The organism is Streptomyces sp. NPDC037126 (assembly GCF_055605965.1).
Map to the genome: position 1 here is coordinate 1,000,728 of NZ_JBVJTD010000001.1, position 18,001 is coordinate 1,018,728.

The window sequence follows — 18,001 nt, forward strand, 5'->3', positions numbered from 1 at the left end:
GGTGCGTACCGGCCGCCTGGCCCGGGCGGGGTGCCTCAGCCGGGAGGGCGGGGGGTGAGGGCGGCGCGTAGGGACTGGAGGAAATCGGTCGTCGTGGCGCGGTCGCGCACCGCGAGCCTGATCCAGTCCTCGCCGAGCCCCGGGAACGTGTCCCCGCGCCGGACCGCATAGCCGAGCTCGCGCAAGCGGTGCCGTACCCCGGCCGCCCCCGCCACGCGGACCAGCACGAACGGTCCCTGGGCCGGCTCCACCACCCGCACCCCACGGTCCGCGAACGCGGCCAGCCCGGTGAGCAGGTGCGCCCGGTCCGCCGCGATCCGGTGGGCCGCGTGCGCCGCCTCGGCCAGCGCGCGCGGCGCCACGCACGCCCGCGCGGCGGCCAGCGCCGGCGTCGACACCGGCCACAGCGGCTGGGCCCGCTCCAGCGACGCGACGATCTCCGGAGCGGCCAGCACGTACCCGATGCGCAGCCCGGCCAGCCCCCACGTCTTGGTGAGACTGCGCAGCACGACGAGACCGGGTACGTCGGTCAGCCCGGCCAGCGACTCCCGTTCACCCGGCACCGCGTCCATGAACGCCTCGTCGACCACCAGCGTCCGCCCGGGACGGGCGAGCCGGCGGATCGACTCCGCGGGATGCAGCACCGACGTCGGATTGGTCGGGTTGCCGATCACCACCAGGTCGGCGTCCTCCGGCACGGCCGCCGGATCCAGCCGGAACCCGTCCTCCGCGCGCAGCAGCACCCGGTCCACCGTGTGACCGGCGTCCCGCAGCGCGGCCTCCGGCTCGGTGAACTGCGGGTGCACGACGACCGGTTGCCGCACCTTCAGGGCGCGGGCGAGCAGCACGAACGCCTCCGCGGCCCCCGCCGTCAGCAGCACCCGCGCCACGGGCAGCCCGTGCCGCGCCGCCACCGCCTCCCGCGCGGCCCGCCCGTCCGGGTACGCCGCGAGGGACGACAGCGAGCCGGCGATCTCCTCCCGCAGCCACGGCGGGGGCGTTCCGGCCCGGACGTTGACGGCGAGGTCGACCAGCGCGGCCCCGTCGTCCCGCACCTCCGCGTCCCCGTGGTGGCGCAGGTCCGGCCCTGTCTGCTCAGTGCGCATGGCTGTGCGAGTGCCCCCCGTGGTGGTGGCCGTGCCCGTGGTGGTGGCCGTCGTCGTCCGGGTGGAAGTGCGGCTGCTGCGGCAGCCCCACCTTGTCCTCGAAGCCCGGCAGCGCGATCCGGTACACGCACGAGTCGCAGTTCATGCGCAGATCGCCCTTGACGGCCTCCTCGTACCGCTCCATCACCAGGTCGAGCAGTTCCGGCTCGGGCCCGATGACGTCGGCCGACCGCACCTCGGTCTCCGGGTGCGCGGCCGCCCAGTCCTCGGTCTGCCGCCGCACCCGGTCCGGCAGGATGCCGGTGAACAGGAAGTAGGGCAGCACGACGATCCGCCGCGCCCCCAGCCGCACGCACCGGTCCAGGCCGCTCGGCACGTCCGGTGCCGCCAGCGACACGAACGCCGTCTCCACCCCGGCGTAGCCGCGGCCCTCCCACAGCAGGCGCGCCGCCTTGAACACCTCGGCGTTGGCGTCGGGATCCGTCGAGCCCCGGCCGACCAGGAGCACGGTCACCTCGGCCGGGTCCACACCGGTGCCCAGCGCCTCCTGCAGCCGCCGCTCCAGCACGCCGAGCAGCGCCGGGTGCGGGCCGAGCGGGCGGCCGTAGGTGTACGAGATGCCCGGGTGCCGTTCCTTCTCGCGGGCCAGCGCGGCCGGGATGTCGCCCTTGGCGTGCCCGGCGGACACCAGCATCAGCGGGACGGCGGCGAACCGGCGCACGCCCCGCTCCACCAGCTCGGCGACGGCGTCGCCCAGCGGCGGCGGGGACAGCTCGATGAAGCCGCCCGCGACGGGCAGTTCGGGGTGGCGGCGCCCCAGCTCCCGCACGAAGTCGCGGAACGCCTCGGCTCCGGCGTCGTCACGGGTGCCGTGGCCGGCGATGAGCAGGGCGGGCGGGGTGGTCACGAGGTCTCCTCAGGTGAAACGGGGTGGTACAGCAGGGCGTTGAGCGCGGCGGCGGCGACCGCCGAACCGCCCTTCTCGGACACGTTGCTCACGGCGGGCAGCCCGCTCTCGCGCAACGCGGCCTTGGACTCGGCCGCGCCGACGAAGCCGACGGGCAGGCCGATGACGAGCGCGGGGGAGGCGTCCAGCGTGAGCAGTTCCTCCAGGGCGGTCGGCGCACAGCCGATCACCCACAGGGCGCCGGGCCCGACCTGCTCGTACGCCAGCCGGACGGCGTGCGCGGAACGGGTCAGCCCGGGGCCGGCCGCGGCGTCCTTCAGCCGGCACACGGTCTCCCGCCGGGTGATGCCGGCCGCGACCATCTCGACGTCCACGACGACGGGCGCCCCGGCGTGCAGCGCCGTGTGCGCCCGGGCCAGGTCGCCCTCGTCCGTGACGAGGTCGTCCGCGTACTCCAGGTCGGCGGCCGAGTGGATGACCCGCTCCACCACCGCCCGGGTCAGCGGCGGGAAGTGGGAGGTGTCCAGCCGGGCCCGCAGCCGCCGGAAGGACTCCTGCTCGATGGGGTGGACCACACGGCTCACTGGGCGGCCTCCTGCCAGCGGTAGCCGCGCGGGGTCACCATGCGGCCCGCGACGGTGCGGGACGCGGTGTTGCCCACGGTCACGACCGTCATCATGTCGACCGTCGCCGGGTCCAGCTCGCCGAGCGTGGTGACCCGGCTCGCCTCGTCCGGCCGCGAGGCGTTGCGGACCACACCGACCGGAGTGCCCGGCGCCCGGTGCTCGCCGAGGATCGCCAGCGCCTTGGGCAGCTGCCAGTCCCGGCCCCGGGAACGGGGGTTGTAGAAGGTCACGACGATGTCCGCCTCGGCCGCCGCCCGCACCCGCCGCTCGATGACCTCCCACGGCGTGTGCAGGTCGGACAGGCTGACGGACACATGGTCGTGGCCCAGCGGCGCGCCCAGGATCGCGGCGGCGGCCAGCGCGGCCGTCACCCCGGGCACCCCGACCACGTCGATGTCGTCGGAGGCCTCCGCGAGCGCGGGGGAGGCCATCGCGTACACGCCGGCGTCCCCGCTGCCGATCAGCGCCACCGCGTGCCCGCGCCTGGCTTCCTCGACGGCCGTGCGGGCCCGCTCCTCCTCGGCGCCGAGCCCCGACTCCAGCACCCGGGTGCCGGGCCGCAGCAGATCGCGGATCTGATCGACGTACTGGTCGAGGCCGACCAGCACCGAGGCCCGCCGCAGCTCGTCCGCCGCGCGCGGGGTGAGCAGGTCCCGGGCGCCGGGCCCGAGCCCGACCACCGCGAGCCGCCCACGCCCCGGACGCCGTACGACCGCGCAGGTCGCCATCGCGGACTTCCGCTTGGGGACGAGGAGTTCACCGCCCCGCAGCAGGGCCGCGGCCTCGGCGACCGACGGGGTGCCGACGGCCGCGAGGGGCGCCTCGGAGGGGTTCGGCACCTCGACGGCGGCCAGTTCCCCTGCGGTGTACGTCACCACGGGCACGCCGAGGCGCGCGGCGGCGCCCAGGATGCCGGGCTCCTCCGACTTGGCGTCCACGGTGGCGAGTTCGGCGACGGAAGCCGCCGAGAGCCCCGCCTCCCGCAGCGCCCCCTCGACCAGCCCGAGGACCTCCTCCACCGGCGCGCCCCTGGACGCGCCGACCCCGACCACCAGCGTCGGCGGCCGCAACAGCACCTCGCGCTCGCCGGGTTCGACGGCCCGGTCGGTCACCCGGACGGTGTACGGCCCCTGCGGCGAGAGGGGCAGCGGCGGCAGCGGCCAGGGCACCTCCGTCGCCAGCGCGACCGGTTCGCCGTCCAGCAGGGCGCGCGAGACCGTCGCGACCGAACCCTCGCAGGGCAGCCCGAGCGTGTCGAGGCCGGGCAGCCCGACGGCGTCCGTCGCCGTCGTCACCACCGGCTCGGCGCCCAGCAACCGCCCGACCGCGCGGGCCAGTTCGTTGGCCCCGCCGCCGTGTCCACCGACCAGGGACACCGCGAAGCGGCCGCCCTCGTCCACGCACACCACACCCGGGTCGGCCGTCTTGTCGCCGAGCAGCGGCGCGAGCAGCCGTACCGTCGCGCCCGTCGCGAGGAAGCACACCAGCTGCTCGCACTCGGCGAACGCGGCGCGCACGGACTCCCCGACGGGCCCCTCGTACACCCGCGTACGGTCCGGCCAGGCCGCGGCCAGCCGGTCCCGTGCCGCCGCCCCCGCCGCGGTGGCGGAAATGAGGCCGATCACTGGTCAACTCCTTCGCTGGATGCCCCGGGCCTGACGCCCCAGAGCAGGAACACAGGATTGGTGGCCGCGAGCCGGGACACGTCCCCCGGCAGCGGCGCCAGCCGCGAGGACTGGAGCAGCACCCCGTCGCAGCCGAACCCGGCGGACGTGAGTGCCTCGCGCGCCGCCGGCACCCGGTCCAGGGCGGCCATGGCGACGACCACGGTCCGCCGGGCCCGTCGCGCGCACGCGGCGACGACCCCGGGTAGCTCGCGCCCCCCGCCGCCGACGAACACGGCGTCGGGATCGCCGGCCAGCCCGGACAGCGCCTCGGGCGCCGAGCCGTGGACCACGTCCACGTACACGCCGTGCGCCCGCGCGTTGGCGCGGATCCGCCCGGCCCCGTCCGCGGTCTTCTCGACGGCGACGACGGCCGCGCCGTGCCGGGCGCACTCCACCGCCACCGAGCCGGACCCGGCGCCCACGTCCCACACCAGGTCGCCCAGCCGCGGGCCGAGGCGGGCCAGGGCCAGCGCCCGCACCTCGAACTTGGTGATCATCGAGTCGCGGTGCGCGAACTCCGACTCCTCCAGCGCCCACCGGCCGGGCCGGGCGGGCACCCCGGCGAGCGTGCGCACCGGGCCGAGCTGACGGGACGGGTCCAGGCACAGCACCACGCTCACCGCCGTGCCCCAGTCGCGGGCCGCCGCCTCGGCGGGCGTCACCCGCTCCACCCGCTCCCGCTCCGGATCGCCGAGCGCGCTCGCCACGACCAGGACCCGGTCACCGGGGAGCGCGGCGCCCAGCTCGGCGGGCCCCGCGCCCGGCCCGGTGAGGACGGCCACCTTCGGCCGCGCCCGGCAGACGTTCACGGCCGTGCGCAGGTCCCGGCCGTGCGCGCTGACCACGACCGCGTCGTCCCAGGGCAGTCCGGTCCGGGCGAACGCCGCGGCGACCGAGGACACCCCCGGCCGCACGTCCAGCAGCCCCGCCCCGAACCGCTCGGCCAGCGCCCGCACGATCCCGAAGAACCCGGGATCGCCGGAGGCCAGCACGAGCACCGGCAGCTCCTTGCCGACGTACCCGGCGATCGTGTCCAGGGCGGGCGCCAGCGGCCCGAGCACCACGCGCTCGGCGCCGGCGGGCAGCCGTACGGCGTCCAGGTGCCGCCGCCCGCCGACGACCAGCGCGGCCCCGTCCGCCACGTCCCCGGGGAGCGGCGTCCCCGTCCCGGTGCCGACGACCGTGATCAACTGCTCGCCCCCCGCTCGCGCAGCGCCCGCCGCGCCTCGGGGTCGGCCTTGCGGTACCCGTGGAAGTGGCCCGGGTGGTACAGGTGCGAGCGGGTGCCCTGCGCGTCCAGCGCGGGGCCGACCAGGAAGAGCGTGTGCTTCCAGAGCTTGTGCTCCTTGACGGTCTCCTCCAGCGTGCCGATCGTGCACCGCACGACCAGTTCCTCCGGCCAGGTCGCCTGGTAGGCGACGACCACGGGGGTGGACGTGGGGTAACCGCCCTCCAGCAGCTCCCGCACCAGCTGCCCGCTGCGCGCCGCCGACAGGAAGACCGCCATGGTGGTGCCGTGCCGGGCGAACTCGCGCACCTCCTCGCCGGGCGGCATCGGCGTCTTGCCGCCGCCGAGCCGGGTGAGGACCACGGACTGCGCCACCTCGGGGATCGTCAGCTCGCGCCGCGCGATGGCGGCCACCGCCGAGAACGACGACACACCGGGGACGACCTCCGTCGCGATCCCGATCCGGGCGCACCGGTCCAGCTGCTCCTGGGTGCCGCCCCACAGTGCCGGGTCGCCGGAGTGGATCCGCGCCACCCTGAGCCCCTCGTCGTGGGCCCGGCGGTAGACGGCGACGACGTCCTCCAGGGACATGGCCGCCGAGTCCAGGATCTCCGCGTCCGCACGGGCGTGCTCGAGGACCTCCGACTGGACGAGGCTGGCCGCCCAGATCACCACGTCGGCCTCCGCGATCGCGCGCGCGGCGCGGAACGTCAGCAGGTCGGCGGCGCCGGGGCCGGCACCGACGAACGTCACCTTGCCGGTGGGGGCATCGGCCATGGGAAGGGTCCTCTCGTACAGAATCACGAATGAAAATTGGGGGAAATGTCAGGGTCTGTGGCGATGTGTGCGGCGCCGGATGTGCGCGAAGGCGCCTCCATCGGATAGCAAGGGCCTATGGCGGTCTTCGTCGCGCTCGGCGCGTTCCTGATGACGCTGGCCGGCGGCTGGACGGCGCAGCGTGTGACCGACCGGCGCCACCTCGTCCTGGGACTCGCCGGCGGCCTGATGCTGGGCGTGGTCGGCCTTGACCTGCTGCCGGAGGCGCTGCGCGCGGCCGACCGCCCGGTCTTCGGCGTACCCGCCGCCCTGCTGCTGTTCGTGGCCGGATTCCTGCTGGCCCACCTGGTGGAGCGCACGCTGGCAGCCCGGCAGGCCGCACACGGCGGCGCCGAGGGGCACGACCACCGGGCGCCCGAGGTGGGCCTCACGGCGGCCGCCGCGATGGTGGGCCACAGCTTCATGGACGGCGTGGCTATCGGCGCGGCCTTCCAGGTCGGCCGCGGCATGGCCACGGCCGTCGCGCTCGCCGTGATCGCCCACGACTTCGCCGACGGCTTCAACACCTTCACCATCACGAGCCTGTACGGCAACGCCCGCCGCCGGGCGATCGGAATGCTGGTCGCCGACGCCTGCGCACCCGTCCTGGGCGCCCTGTCGACCGCCTTCTTCCACATCCCCGAACCGGTGCTCGGCGGCTATCTCGGGCTCTTCGGCGGCGTGCTGCTCTATCTCGCCGCCGCCGAGATCCTCCCCGAGGCCCATCACGAGCACCCGGCCCGCTCCACCCTGCTGTGCACGGTGGCCGGGGCGGCGTTCATCTGGCTGGTGGTCGGCATCTCCGGCTGAGCGGACGGCCGGCCCCTCGGAGCTCACAGCTTCCCGCCCCGCCCGCCGTCCCGCCGCGGCGGCGCGATCAGCGTCGACAGGTACGGCAGCGGCTCCCCGTCCAGCTCGGCGGCCGGCCGCACCGACTCCTCCGGCAGACCCAGCGCCGACCCCCACACCGCGTCCCCGAGCCGCCCGGTCCGAGCGAGCGCCTCGGCGACCTCGGCGGCCTGCCGCCCGAACTTGTACGCCACGACCGTCCCCGGCCCGGCCAGCGCCTCCGCGAGCACGGCGGACCCCGCGGTCACCGGCACCAGCGTCAGCGGCTCGGTGCCCTCGGTCAGCACGGCGCCCGAGCGCGCCGCCAGGTCCTGCATGGCGGTGATCCCGGGCACGGTCTCCACGGCCACCCCGGGCACCAGCTCCGCGACGGTCTGCGCGAGATAGGTGAACGTCGAGTACACGTTCGGGTCGCCGATGGTGGCGAAGGCGACGGACCCGTGCTCCCGCAGCAGCCCGGCGACCCGCTCGCCGGCCGCGTCCCAGGCGGCCTCCCGGCGCGCCCGGTCGCTCCGCTCGTTCAGCGCGAACACCACCCGGACGACCTTCTCCGGCCGCACGTAGTGCAGCACGGTCGCCTCGGCCCGCCCCCGCTCCCCGGTGTCCATGACGGGTACGACGACGACCTCGGCGGCCCGCAGCGCGTTGACCCCCTTGACGGTGACCAGCTCCGGATCACCGGGACCGACCCCGACTCCGACCAGCCTGCTGCTCATGACGTCCGGCACCTCTCCACGAACCGACGGGCGACACCGGGCTCGGACGCCCAGTGCGTGTGCAGATAACTCGCGTGCACGCCCCCCTGCACAAAACCTTCGACGCGCCGCACCGGAGTCCGAACGCCCCAGGCGGGGGCGGCGCCGGCGCCCGGCTCGACGACCGTGCGGTGGAACTCGTGCCCCCGCATCCTGGTGCCGGCGGCGGCCAGCACACTGTCGCCGACGGCCACGGCGTCCCGGTAGCCGAGCGTCAGCCGGTCGGCCATCCGCGCGGTGGCGTCCAGCACCCCGCACATCGGCCGCCCGTCCAGCTCCCGGCAGAGATAGAGCAGCCCCGCGCACTCGGCGGCCACCGGGGCACCGCCGAGGGCCAGCCGGGCCACCGCCTCGCGCAGCGGCTCGTTGGCGGCCAGCTCACCGGCGTACACCTCGGGGAACCCGCCCCCGACGACCAGCCCGGCCGTGCCCTCGGGCAACCGCTCGTCCCGCAGCGGGTCGAAGGTGACCACCTCGGCACCGGCGGCGGCGAGCAGTTCGGTGTGCTCGGCGTAGGAGAACGTGAAGGCGGACCCGGCGGCGACGGCGACCACGGGCGCCCGCCCCTCGGCGGGCCGCGCCAGGTGGCCGGCGGGCGGGGCGGGGGTCCAGGGGGCGCAGCCCTCCGGGAAGGCGCCCGCGCTACGGGCGAGCGCCTCGAGGGCGTCCAGGTCGCAGCCTCCGGAGACCATCGCGGCCATCGCCTCGACCGCCTCGACCGCCGCGGAACGCCGCTCGGCGACCGGCACCAGCCCGAGGTGCCGGGACGGCGTCTCCACCCGGGCGGTCCGCCGCAGCACGCCCAGCACCGGCACCCCGGAGGCGTCCAGCGCCTCCCGCAGCAGCGACTCGTGCCGGTCGGACCCGACCTTGTTGAGGATCACGCCCCCGACCCGCACCCGCGGGTCCCAGGACGCGAACCCGTGCACCAGCGCCGCCACCGACCGCGACTGCGAGGAGGCGTCGACCACCAGCACCACCGGTGCCCGCAGCAGCTTGGCCACGTGGGCGGTGGACGCGAGTTCCCCCTCGCCCGCCGCCCCGTCGTACAGCCCCATCACGCCCTCGACGACGGCGATGTCGCACCCCCGCGCCCCGTGCAGGAAGAGCGGGGCGACCAGCTCGGGACCGCACAGGTACGCGTCGAGGTTGCGCCCGGTCCGCCCGGTCGCGAGTGCGTGGTACCCGGGGTCGATGTAGTCCGGTCCGACCTTGTGCGGGGACACGGCGAGCCCCCGCGCGGCGAACGCGGCCATCAGCCCCGTGGCGACGGTGGTCTTGCCGCTGCCCGAGGAGGGCGCGGCGACGACCAGCCGGGGGACGGACATCACCACTCGATGCCCTTCTGGCCCTTCTGCCCCACGTCCATGGGGTGCTTGACCTTGGACATGTCGGTGACGAGGTCGGCGAGGCCGACCAGTTTCTCCGGCGCGTTCCGCCCGGTGATCACCACGTGCTGGGTGCCGGGCCGGTCGCGCAGCACCTCCACGACCTCGTCGGTGTCCACCCAGCCCCAGTGCATCGGGTAGGCGAACTCGTCCAGCACGTACAGCCGGTACGTCTCGGCGGCAAGGTCCCGCTTGACCTGCTCCCAGCCCTCCCGGGCCTTCTCCTCGTTGTCCATCTGCGCGTCGCGCTGGACCCAGGACCAGCCCTCGCCCATCTTGTGCCAGTCGACGGTCCCGCCCTCGCCGGAGGCGCCCAGCACCCGCAGCGCGTTCTCCTCGCCGACCTTCCACTTCGCCGACTTGACGAACTGGAACACCCCGATGGGCCACCCCTGGTTCCAGGCGCGCAGCGCGAGCCCGAACGCGGCGGTGGACTTGCCCTTGCCGACGCCCGTGTGCACCACGACCAGCGGACGGTTGCGTCGCTGACGTGTCGTCAGGCCGTCGTCCGGTACGACACTCGGCTGTCCCTGCGGCACTACGCGGCCCTCCTCTGTACGTCCTTCACCAGCCCGGCGATGGAGTCGGCCCGCAACTCGTCGAGCGTCACCGCCGTACCGCCCAGCTCACCCGCGAGCTGCCCGGCGAGCCCGAGCCGCACCGGCCCCGACTCGCAGTCCACGACCACCGAGGCGGTCTGCGCGGCCGCGAACAGCCGGGCCGCCCGCCCCGCGAGCACCACCGGCTCCGGGCCTCCCGTCGCCCGCCCGTCGGTCACCACCACGACCAGCGCGCGTCGCGCCGGGTCCCGCAGCCGCTCCACCCGCAGCACCTCGTGCGCCCTGAGCAGCCCGGCGGCCAGCGGCGTACGGCCCCCGGTCGGCAGCGACTCCAGCCGTGCGGCGGCCGCGTCCACGGAGGACGTCGGCGGCAGCGCCACGTCCGCCGCGGACCCCCGGAAGGTCACCAGGCCCACCTTGTCCCGCCGCTGGTAGGCGTCGAGCAGCAGCGACAGCACCGCGCCCTTCACGGCGGCCATCCGCTGCCGCGCCGCCATCGACCCGGAGGCGTCCACCACGAACAGCACGAGGTTCCCCTCGCGCCCCTCCCGCGTCGCCTGCCGCAGATCGTCCCGGCGGATCACCAGGCCGGGACCGGACCGGCCGCGCGCCCGCTGGTGCGGGGCGGCGGCCTGCACGGTGGCCGCCAGGTGCAGCTTGGTCAGCGCGCCCCGGGGCCGCCGGGACCCGGTGGTGCGCCCGTGCTCGGTCCGTGCCCGCGAGCGCCGCCCGGCGGCACCCTCACCGATCCCGGGCACGCTCAGCACCTTCGTGCGGAAGGGCTCGGAGGCCCGCACCGCCGACTGCTCCCGCCCGCCGGACGCCTCGGGCTCACCGCCCTCACCGGCCTCGGGCCGCGCGGCGGTGTCCCCGCCGCCCTGGGGGCCGTCCTCGGGCGACGGCCGGCCGCCCCCGCCCCCGGGACCGTCCGGGTCGGGATCGTCCTCGCCGTCGCTCTCGCCCGAGAACTGCTCCAGCGTCTCGTCCAGCTTGTCCTCGTCCAGCCCCGGCGCGTCGAAGGGGTTGCGGCGCCTGCGGTGCGGCAGCGCGAGCAGCGCGGCCTGCCGCACGTCCTCGGCCAGCACGTCCGTCCGCCCGGCCCACGCGGCCAGCGCGGTCGCCGTACGGGCCATCACGATGTCGGCGCGCATGCCGTCCACCTCGAAGGCCGCGCACGTCGCCGCGATCTGCCGCAGCGCCCCGTCGCCCAGCCGCACCGCGGGCAGCAACTCCCGCGCCGCCACGATCCGCTGACGTACGGCGCGCTCCTCCTCGGCCCACCGCCCGGCGAAGCCGGCCGGATCGTCGTCGTACGCCAGCCTGCGCCGTACGACCTCCACCCGCTGGTCCGGCTCCCGGGAGGCCGCGACCTCCACGGTCAGCCCGAACCGGTCGAGGAGCTGCGGCCGCAGCTCGCCCTCCTCGGGGTTCATGGTGCCGACGAGCAGGAACCGGGCCGCGTGCCGCACGGACACGCCCTCGCGCTCCACGTAGGAGGCACCCATGGCCGCCGCGTCCAGCAGCAGGTCGACCAGGTGGTCGTGGAGCAGGTTGACCTCGTCGACGTAGAGGATGCCGCGGTGCGCGTCGGCCAGCAGACCCGGCTCGAACGCCTTCACGCCCTCGGCGAGCGCCCGCTCGATGTCCAGCGCGCCGACGAGCCGGTCCTCGGAGGCGCCGACCGGCAGTTCGACCATGCGCGCCGGACGGGTCTCGAAGGCGCCGGGCTCGTGCGGGCCGTCCGGGCAGGCCGGGTCGGGCGCGTCGGGGTCGCAGGAGAACCGGCATCCCGCGACGACGTCCACGGCCGGCAGCAGCGCCGAGAGGGCGCGCACCGCCGTCGACTTGGCCGTGCCCTTCTCGCCGCGCACCAGCACCCCGCCGACCGCCGGGGACACGGCGTTCAGCAGCAGCGCGAGCCGCAGGTCGTCCTGGCCGACAACGGCCGTAAAGGGGAACGGGGTGCTCACTGGTCGCCCTCCAAGTCGCCTTCCAGCTCCAGGTAGGTGGCGCGCAGCCGCTCCAGCGTCTCCGCGTCCGGCTCCGCCCACAGGCCCCGGTCGGCCGCCTCCAGCAGCCGCTCGGTGATGCCGCGCAGCGCCCACGGGTTGGACTTCTTCATGAAGTCCCGGTTCTCCGGGTCGAAGACGTACTCCGCGCTGAGCTTCTCGTACATCCAGTCGTCGACCACGCCCGCCGTGGCGTCGTAGCCGAACAGGTAGTCCACGGTGGCCGCCATCTCGAAGGCGCCCTTGTAGCCGTGCCGGCGCATGGCCGCCATCCAGCGCGGGTTGACCACCCGGGCCCGGAAGACCCGGTGGGTCTCCTCGCCGAGGGTGCGCGTCCTCACCTGGTCGGGCGTGGCCGAGTCGCCCACGTACGCCTCGGGGTTGGCACCGGTCAGATGGCGCACCATCGCGACCATGCCGCCGTGGTACTGGAAGTAGTCGTCGGCGTCGACCAGGTCGTGCTCGCGGGTGTCGACGTTCTTCGCGGCGACCGCGATCCGCCTGAACGCGGTCTCCATGTCCCCGCGCGCCGCCCGCCCGTCGAGCCCGCGCCCGTAGGCGTAGCCGCCCCACACCGCGTACACCTCGGCGAGGTCGGCGTCCGAGCGCCAGTTGCGGGCGTCGATCAGCGGCAGCAGACCGGCGCCGTACGCGCCGGGCTTCGAGCCGAAGACCCGGGCCGTCGCGCGCCGCCGGTCGCCGTGCGCGGCGGTGTCCTCGTCGGCGTGCGCCTTGACGTAGTTGCTCCCGGCGGGCTCGTCCAGCTCCGCCACCGCCCGCACCGCGTCGTCGATCAGCCCCACCACGTGCGGGAAGGCGTCCCGGAAGAAGCCGGAGATGCGGACCGTGACGTCGATGCGCGGGCGCCCCAGCTCCGCCAGGGGGACCACCTCGAAGCCGGTCACCCGGCGCGAGGCGTCGTCCCACACCGGACGGCAGCCCAGCAGCGCCAGGATCTCGGCGATGTCGTCGCCCTGGGTGCGCATCGCGGACGTGCCCCAGACCGTCAGGCCGACGGACTTCGGGTACTCGCCGGTGTCGCTCAGGTACCGGGCGACCAGCGAGTCGGCCAGCGACTGGCCGACCTCCCAACTCAGCCGGGAGGGAATGGCCTTGGGGTCCACCGAGTAGAAGTTCCGGCCGGTCGGCAGCACGTTCACCAGACCGCGGGTGGGAGAGCCCGACGGGCCGGCCGGCACGTAACCGCCGTCCAGCGCGCGCAGGATGTGCCCGATCTCGTCCGTCGTCCGCGCGAGCCGCGGCACGACCTCGTCACAGGCGAACTCCAGCACGCCGAGGGCGGAGGGGAGTTCGAAGCCGAGCGCGTCGCCGAGGACGGCGGGCGCGGCCGTGCGCTCCCAGCCCCGCTCCTCCATGCCCTCCGCGACCCCGCGGCACAGCTGCTCCAGCAGGTCGATCGCGTCGGAGGCGGTCCGGGAGGGCCCCTCCACCAGATCGGTCAGCTCCACCGGCACCTTCACCGGCGCGCCCGGCTCGCCCAGCAGCTCCTTCTCGTCCAGCCCGAAGTGGGCGGCGAGCGAGGCCCGCAGCCCCGGCAGCGCGTTCGCCTGCCCGCCCCACACCTGCGAGGCGCGCAGCACGGCCAGCACCAGGTTCACCCGGGGCTCGCCGACCGGGCCGCCGCCCAGGATGTGCAGGCCGTCCCTGATCTGCACGTCCTTGATCTCGCACAGATAGCCGTCGATGTGCATGACGAACTCGTCGAACGCTTCGTCGTCCGGCTGCTCGTCCACATGCAGGTCGTGGTGCAGCTCGGCGGCCTTGACGAGGGTCCAGATCTGGGCGCGGACGGCCGGGGCCTTCGCCGGGTCCAGGTCGGAGACGAGGGCGTACTCGTCCAGCAGCTGCTCCAGCTTGGCCAGGTCGCCGTAGCTGTCGGCGCGCGCCATCGGCGGCACCAGGTGGTCGACCACCGTGGCGTGCCCGCGCCGCTTGGCCTGGGTGCCCTCGCCGGGGTCGTTGACGATGAACGGGTAGATCAGCGGCAGTTCGCCGAGGACCGCGTCCGGGGCGCAGCCGGCGCTCAGCCCGAGGCCCTTGCCCGGCAGCCACTCCATCGTGCCGTGCTTGCCCATGTGCACGATCGCGTCCGCGCCGAAGCTGTTGTCCAGCCAGCGGTAGGCGGCCATGTAGTGGTGCGACGGGGGCATGTCGGGGTCGTGGTAGATCGCGATCGGGTTCTCGCCGAAGCCGCGCGGCGGCTGGATCATCACCACGACGTTCCCGAACTGCAGGGACGCCAGCACGATGTCGTCGCCGTCGACGTACAGACCGCCCGGCGGCTCTCCCCACGCCTCGGTCATCGCGTCCCGCAGCCGCGGGTCCAGCTTCTCGAACCACGCCCGGTAGTCGGCCAGCGGGACCCGCGCGGGCGCCGCCGCCAGCTGGTTCTCCGTCAGCCACTCCACGTCGTGGCCGCCGGCCTCGATCAGCCGGTGGATCAACTCGTCGCCCTCGGCGGGGTACTCGGTGAGCGAGTACCCGGCGTCCCGGAGGGCGTCGAGCACCCGTACCGCCGAGGCGGGCGTGTCCAGGCCGACCGCGTTGCCGACGCGGGAGTGCTTGGTCGGGTACGCGGTGAAGACCAGCGCGACCCGCTTCTCGGCGTTCGGCCGGTGCCTGAGCGCCGCGTGCCGTACGGAGATCCCGGCGACGCGGGCGGCCCGCTCGGGGTCGGCGACGTACACCGGGACCTCGTCCGGGCCCTGCTCCTTGAAGGAGAACGGCACGGTGATCAGACGGCCGTCGAACTCCGGGATCGCGACCTGCATCGCCGCGTCCATGGGGGACAGCGCCGCGTCCGACTCCTGCCACGCCTCCCGCGAGGAGGTGAGGCAGAGGCCCTGCAGGACGGGCACGTTCAGGTCGGCGAGGGCGCCGATGTCCCAGGCCTCCTCGTCACCGCCCGCCGACGCCTGCGAGGCGTGCGTGCCGCCCGCCGCGAGCACGGTGGCGACCAGCGCGTCGGCCCGCTCCAGCAGTTCGTACAGCCCGGCGTCCGCGCCGCGCAGCGAACCGCAGTACACCGGGAGGGCGTTGGCGCCCTTCGCCTCGATCGCCTCGCACAGGGTGTCCACGAAGGCGGTGTTGCCGCTCAGCTCGTGCGCCCGGTAGAAGAGCACGCCCACGGTCGGACGGCCGCCGTGGACCTCGTACGAGCCGTGGACGCCGTACTCCGGCATCCTGCGCGGCTCCTCGAAGCCCTCGCCGGTCAGCAGCACGGTGTCGGACAGGAACCGGGACAGCTCCAGCAGGTTCTCCGGACCGCCCTCGACCAGGTACCTCAGCGCCTCGGCCACCACACCGGCGGGCACGGTCGACTCGGCCATCAGCTCGGCGTCCGGCACGGTCTCGCCGCCCAGCAGCACCGCCGGGATCCCGGACGCCCGCAGCGCGGCCAGCCCGTCCTCCCAGGCGCGCTTGCCACCCAGCAGCCGTACGACGGCGAGGTCCGCCCCGTCGAGCAGCTCCGGCAGCTCCTGCGCGACGTCGACCCGGTTGGGGTTGCCGATGCGGTAGTCCGCGCCGGAGGCCCGGGCCGCCAGCAGATCCGTGTCGGCGGTCGACAACAACAACACTGTGCTCATGCGGGCGCTCCCGGTGGAATGAAAGGCAGTCCTTGCGGCGCGCCCGACTCGATGAGCCGCCACAGCGCGTCCGTGTCCGCGTGCTGTTCGATCAGGTCGCCGAGCCGGTCGAGCTGCTCCTCGCGCAGCGCGGCGAAGGAGGTGTCCGGCGCCGGCACGAAGCGGCGGCCCGCGGCGGCGGCCACCTCGCGCAGGAAGGCCCGCCGGAAGCCGTCCGACTCCAGCGAACCGTGCCAGTGGGTGCCCCAGGTCTGGCCGGCCCGGCATCCGTCGAGGAAGGTGTCCCCGCCCTCGACCGTGGCCACCCCGTGGTGGATCTCGTAGCCCTCGACCCGCTCGCCCAGGGCCTCGCCGACGGGCCGGGCGAGGGTCTTCTCACGGGCGAACCGCACCCGCACGGGCAGCACGCCGAGCCCGGGGACGGCGCCGGCGCGCGACTCGACCTCGTCCTCGATGTGCTCGCCGAGGATCTGGAAGCCGCCGCAGACGCCGAGGACCGGGCGCCCCTCGGCGGCCCTGCGCACGAGGGCGTCCGCGAGCCCGCGCTCCCTCAGCCACTGCAGCGCCCGGACCGTGCCCCGGGTCCCCGGAACGACGACCAGGTCCGCGTCGGCCAGCTCCTCCGGCCGGTCCACGAAGCGCACCACGACGCCCGGTTCGGCGGCCAGCGCGTCGACGTCGGTGAAGTTGGACATCAGCGGGATCGCGCACACGGCGACCCGCAGCACGTCCTCGCCGAGCGGGGGAGCGACCGTGGACTCCCGGACGGTGCCGCGCAGCGACACCCGCAGCCCGTCCTCCTCGTCGATGCCGAGCCCGTGCCGGAACGGCAGTACGCCGTACGCCGGGCGCCCGGTGAGGCCCTTCAGCATCTCCAACCCGGGCTCCAGCAGGGAGACGTCACCCCGGAACTTGTTCACCAGGAACCCGGCGACCAGCTCCTGGTCCTCGGGCGAGAGCAGGGCGACCGTGCCGAAGAAGGACGCGAAGACGCCCCCGCGGTCGATGTCCCCGACCACGAGGACGGGCAACCGCGCGCCCCGCGCGATCCCCATGTTCACGATGTCGGTCCGGCGCAGGTTGATCTCCGCCGGGCTGCCCGCCCCCTCACAGATCACCGCGTCATACGTGCCCCGCAACTCGGCCAGGCAGTCCAGGACCGTGCCCAGCAGCCGCTGCTGGCGCCCCCCGTGGTAGCCGCGCGCGCTCAGCTCGCCCACGGGTCTGCCCAGCAGCACCACCTGGCTGCTCTGTTCACCGCCGGGCTTGAGCAGCACCGGGTTCATCTGCGCGGTCGGCTCGATCCGGCACGCCTGGGCCTGCATGGCCTGGGCCCGCCCGATCTCCGCCCCCTCGCGGGTCACGAAGGAGTTGAGGGACATGTTCTGCGCCTTGAACGGCGCGACCTTCACACCCTGGCGCACCAGCCACCGGCAGATCCCGGCCGTCACGACGCTCTTGCCGGCGTCGGAGGTGGTGCCGGCGACGAGGAGACCACCGCTCACTTCGCACGTCCCTTCACGAGTCGGCGCGCGGCGACCGTGGCGCCGAGCGCGAGCAGGCCGACGCGGCGGGAGAGCCGTACGGCCCGGTCGATGTCGGTGACCCGGACGGCCCGTCCGCCGCCCAGCACGGGGCGGTGTTCGACACGGCCGCCGTAGGAGAGGGTCCCGCCGAGGCGTACGCCGAGGGCGCCCGCGAAGGAGGCCTCGACGGGCCCGGCGTTGGGGCTCGGGTGCTTCGCCGCGTCGGCCCGCCACGCCCGTACGGCGCCGCGCGGGTCGGGTCCGGCCAGCGCGGCGAGTACGGCGGTCAGCCGGGCCCCCGGCCAGCCGGCGACGTCGTCGAGGCGGGCCGAGGCCCAGCCGTAGCGGCGGTGGCGCGGGGACCTGTGACCGACCATCGCGTCGAGGGTGTTGACCGCGCGGAACCCGAGCAGCCCGGGCACCCCGGCCACGGCGCCCCACACCAGGGCGCCCACGACGGCGTCGGAGGTGTTCTCGGCGACGGACTCGACCACGGCCCGGGCGATGCCGTCGGCGTCCAGGGCCTGGGGATCCCGGCCGCACAGGTGGGGCAGTCGGGCCCGGGCCGCCTCGACGTCCCCCGCCTCCAGGGCGCGCCCGACGGCGCGCGCCTCCCGGGCGAGGGAGGTGCCGCCGACGACGGCCCAGGTGGCGGCGGCGGTCAGCGCGACGCCGGCGAGGGGGGAGGGGCGTACGGCGCGCGCGGCGACCGTGCCGAGGGCTACGGCGCCGCCGGCGCACACGACGGTGTGCAGCGCGCCCCAGCCGCGGTGGTCGTGCCACAGCGCGCCTTCCACGGCGGCGGCCGCCCGTCCGAACACGGCGACCGGATGCCCGCGGCGGGGGTCGCCGAGGAGCAGGTCACCGAGAAGGCCGGCGGCGGCGCCGTACGCGTAAATGCGATCGGCACCCATCGGCTCAGCCGGCCGTGGGCGCGGAAGCGGTCCTGGTACTGG

14 protein-coding genes are annotated in these 18,001 nt (G+C 75.3%); 1 reads left to right on the forward strand and 13 read right to left on the reverse strand.

Translation table 11 applies throughout. The features are described from left to right. Positions 1-35 precede the first annotated feature (35 nt). Genes cobC through cobM form a run of 6 tightly spaced genes read right to left on the reverse strand, consistent with a single transcriptional unit; the run spans position 36 to position 6,311 of the window. The gene (gene cobC / locus ACZ7FF_RS04605) at positions 36-1,106 is read right to left on the reverse strand and encodes an Rv2231c family pyridoxal phosphate-dependent protein CobC (protein ID WP_470809414.1); all 1,071 of its coding nucleotides are present in this window, start codon (positions 1,104-1,106) and stop codon (positions 36-38) included. After that, positions 1,096-2,013 (reverse strand): sirohydrochlorin chelatase, encoded by a 918-nt coding sequence (locus ACZ7FF_RS04610; protein ID WP_470809416.1) that lies wholly within the window; start codon positions 2,011-2,013, stop codon positions 1,096-1,098. The genes cobC and ACZ7FF_RS04610 overlap by 11 nt, the downstream gene beginning before the upstream one ends. Beyond that, positions 2,010-2,597: a precorrin-8X methylmutase gene (locus tag ACZ7FF_RS04615; RefSeq protein ID WP_470809417.1), complete on the reverse strand. Its 588-nt coding sequence runs from the start codon at positions 2,595-2,597 to the stop codon at positions 2,010-2,012. Before ACZ7FF_RS04615 ends, ACZ7FF_RS04610 begins: the two co-directional genes overlap by 4 nt. Beyond that, a complete protein-coding gene (gene cobJ, locus ACZ7FF_RS04620) occupies positions 2,594-4,264 on the reverse strand; it encodes a precorrin-3B C(17)-methyltransferase (protein WP_470809419.1) in 1,671 nt (556 codons plus the stop codon). The genes ACZ7FF_RS04615 and cobJ overlap by 4 nt, the downstream gene beginning before the upstream one ends. Next, positions 4,261-5,496, reverse strand: a complete 1,236-nt coding sequence (gene cbiE / locus ACZ7FF_RS04625) for a precorrin-6y C5,15-methyltransferase (decarboxylating) subunit CbiE (RefSeq protein ID WP_470809421.1) — start codon at positions 5,494-5,496, stop codon at positions 4,261-4,263. The genes cobJ and cbiE overlap by 4 nt, the downstream gene beginning before the upstream one ends. Then, positions 5,493-6,311: a precorrin-4 C(11)-methyltransferase gene (gene cobM / locus ACZ7FF_RS04630; RefSeq protein ID WP_470809423.1), complete on the reverse strand. Its 819-nt coding sequence runs from the start codon at positions 6,309-6,311 to the stop codon at positions 5,493-5,495. The genes cbiE and cobM overlap by 4 nt, the downstream gene beginning before the upstream one ends. A 117-nt stretch (positions 6,312-6,428) precedes the next feature. Here cobM and ACZ7FF_RS04635 point away from each other — a divergent pair, with 117 nt between their 5' ends. Continuing rightward, complete coding sequence (locus ACZ7FF_RS04635; protein WP_470809424.1) at positions 6,429-7,160, forward strand: ZIP family metal transporter; 732 nt, start codon at positions 6,429-6,431, stop codon at positions 7,158-7,160. Between the two features lie 23 nt (positions 7,161-7,183). Here ACZ7FF_RS04635 and cobI read toward each other — a convergent pair whose 3' ends face one another. From cobI to ACZ7FF_RS04670, 7 genes are read right to left on the reverse strand one after another with little or no spacing between them, the layout of a single operon-like run. Beyond that, entirely contained in the window at positions 7,184-7,915 is a 732-nt protein-coding gene (cobI, locus tag ACZ7FF_RS04640; protein WP_470809426.1) for a precorrin-2 C(20)-methyltransferase, read from the reverse strand. Further along, the gene (locus ACZ7FF_RS04645) at positions 7,912-9,282 is read right to left on the reverse strand and encodes a cobyrinate a,c-diamide synthase (RefSeq protein WP_470809428.1); all 1,371 of its coding nucleotides are present in this window, start codon (positions 9,280-9,282) and stop codon (positions 7,912-7,914) included. The genes cobI and ACZ7FF_RS04645 overlap by 4 nt, the downstream gene beginning before the upstream one ends. Beyond that, positions 9,282-9,881, reverse strand: coding sequence for a cob(I)yrinic acid a,c-diamide adenosyltransferase (cobO, locus tag ACZ7FF_RS04650; RefSeq protein ID WP_470809430.1), 600 nt, complete (start codon positions 9,879-9,881; stop codon positions 9,282-9,284). Before cobO ends, ACZ7FF_RS04645 begins: the two co-directional genes overlap by 1 nt. Continuing rightward, positions 9,881-11,872, reverse strand: a complete 1,992-nt coding sequence (locus ACZ7FF_RS04655; protein ID WP_470809432.1) for a putative cobaltochelatase — start codon at positions 11,870-11,872, stop codon at positions 9,881-9,883. Before ACZ7FF_RS04655 ends, cobO begins: the two co-directional genes overlap by 1 nt. Further along, the gene (cobN, locus tag ACZ7FF_RS04660) at positions 11,869-15,519 is read right to left on the reverse strand and encodes a cobaltochelatase subunit CobN (RefSeq protein WP_470809433.1); all 3,651 of its coding nucleotides are present in this window, start codon (positions 15,517-15,519) and stop codon (positions 11,869-11,871) included. Before cobN ends, ACZ7FF_RS04655 begins: the two co-directional genes overlap by 4 nt. Beyond that, the gene (locus ACZ7FF_RS04665) at positions 15,516-17,024 is read right to left on the reverse strand and encodes a cobyric acid synthase (protein WP_470809434.1); all 1,509 of its coding nucleotides are present in this window, start codon (positions 17,022-17,024) and stop codon (positions 15,516-15,518) included. The genes cobN and ACZ7FF_RS04665 overlap by 4 nt, the downstream gene beginning before the upstream one ends. Continuing rightward, positions 17,021-17,959: a cobalamin biosynthesis protein gene (locus ACZ7FF_RS04670; RefSeq protein WP_470809436.1), complete on the reverse strand. Its 939-nt coding sequence runs from the start codon at positions 17,957-17,959 to the stop codon at positions 17,021-17,023. Before ACZ7FF_RS04670 ends, ACZ7FF_RS04665 begins: the two co-directional genes overlap by 4 nt. Between the last annotated feature and the right edge of the window lie 42 nt (positions 17,960-18,001).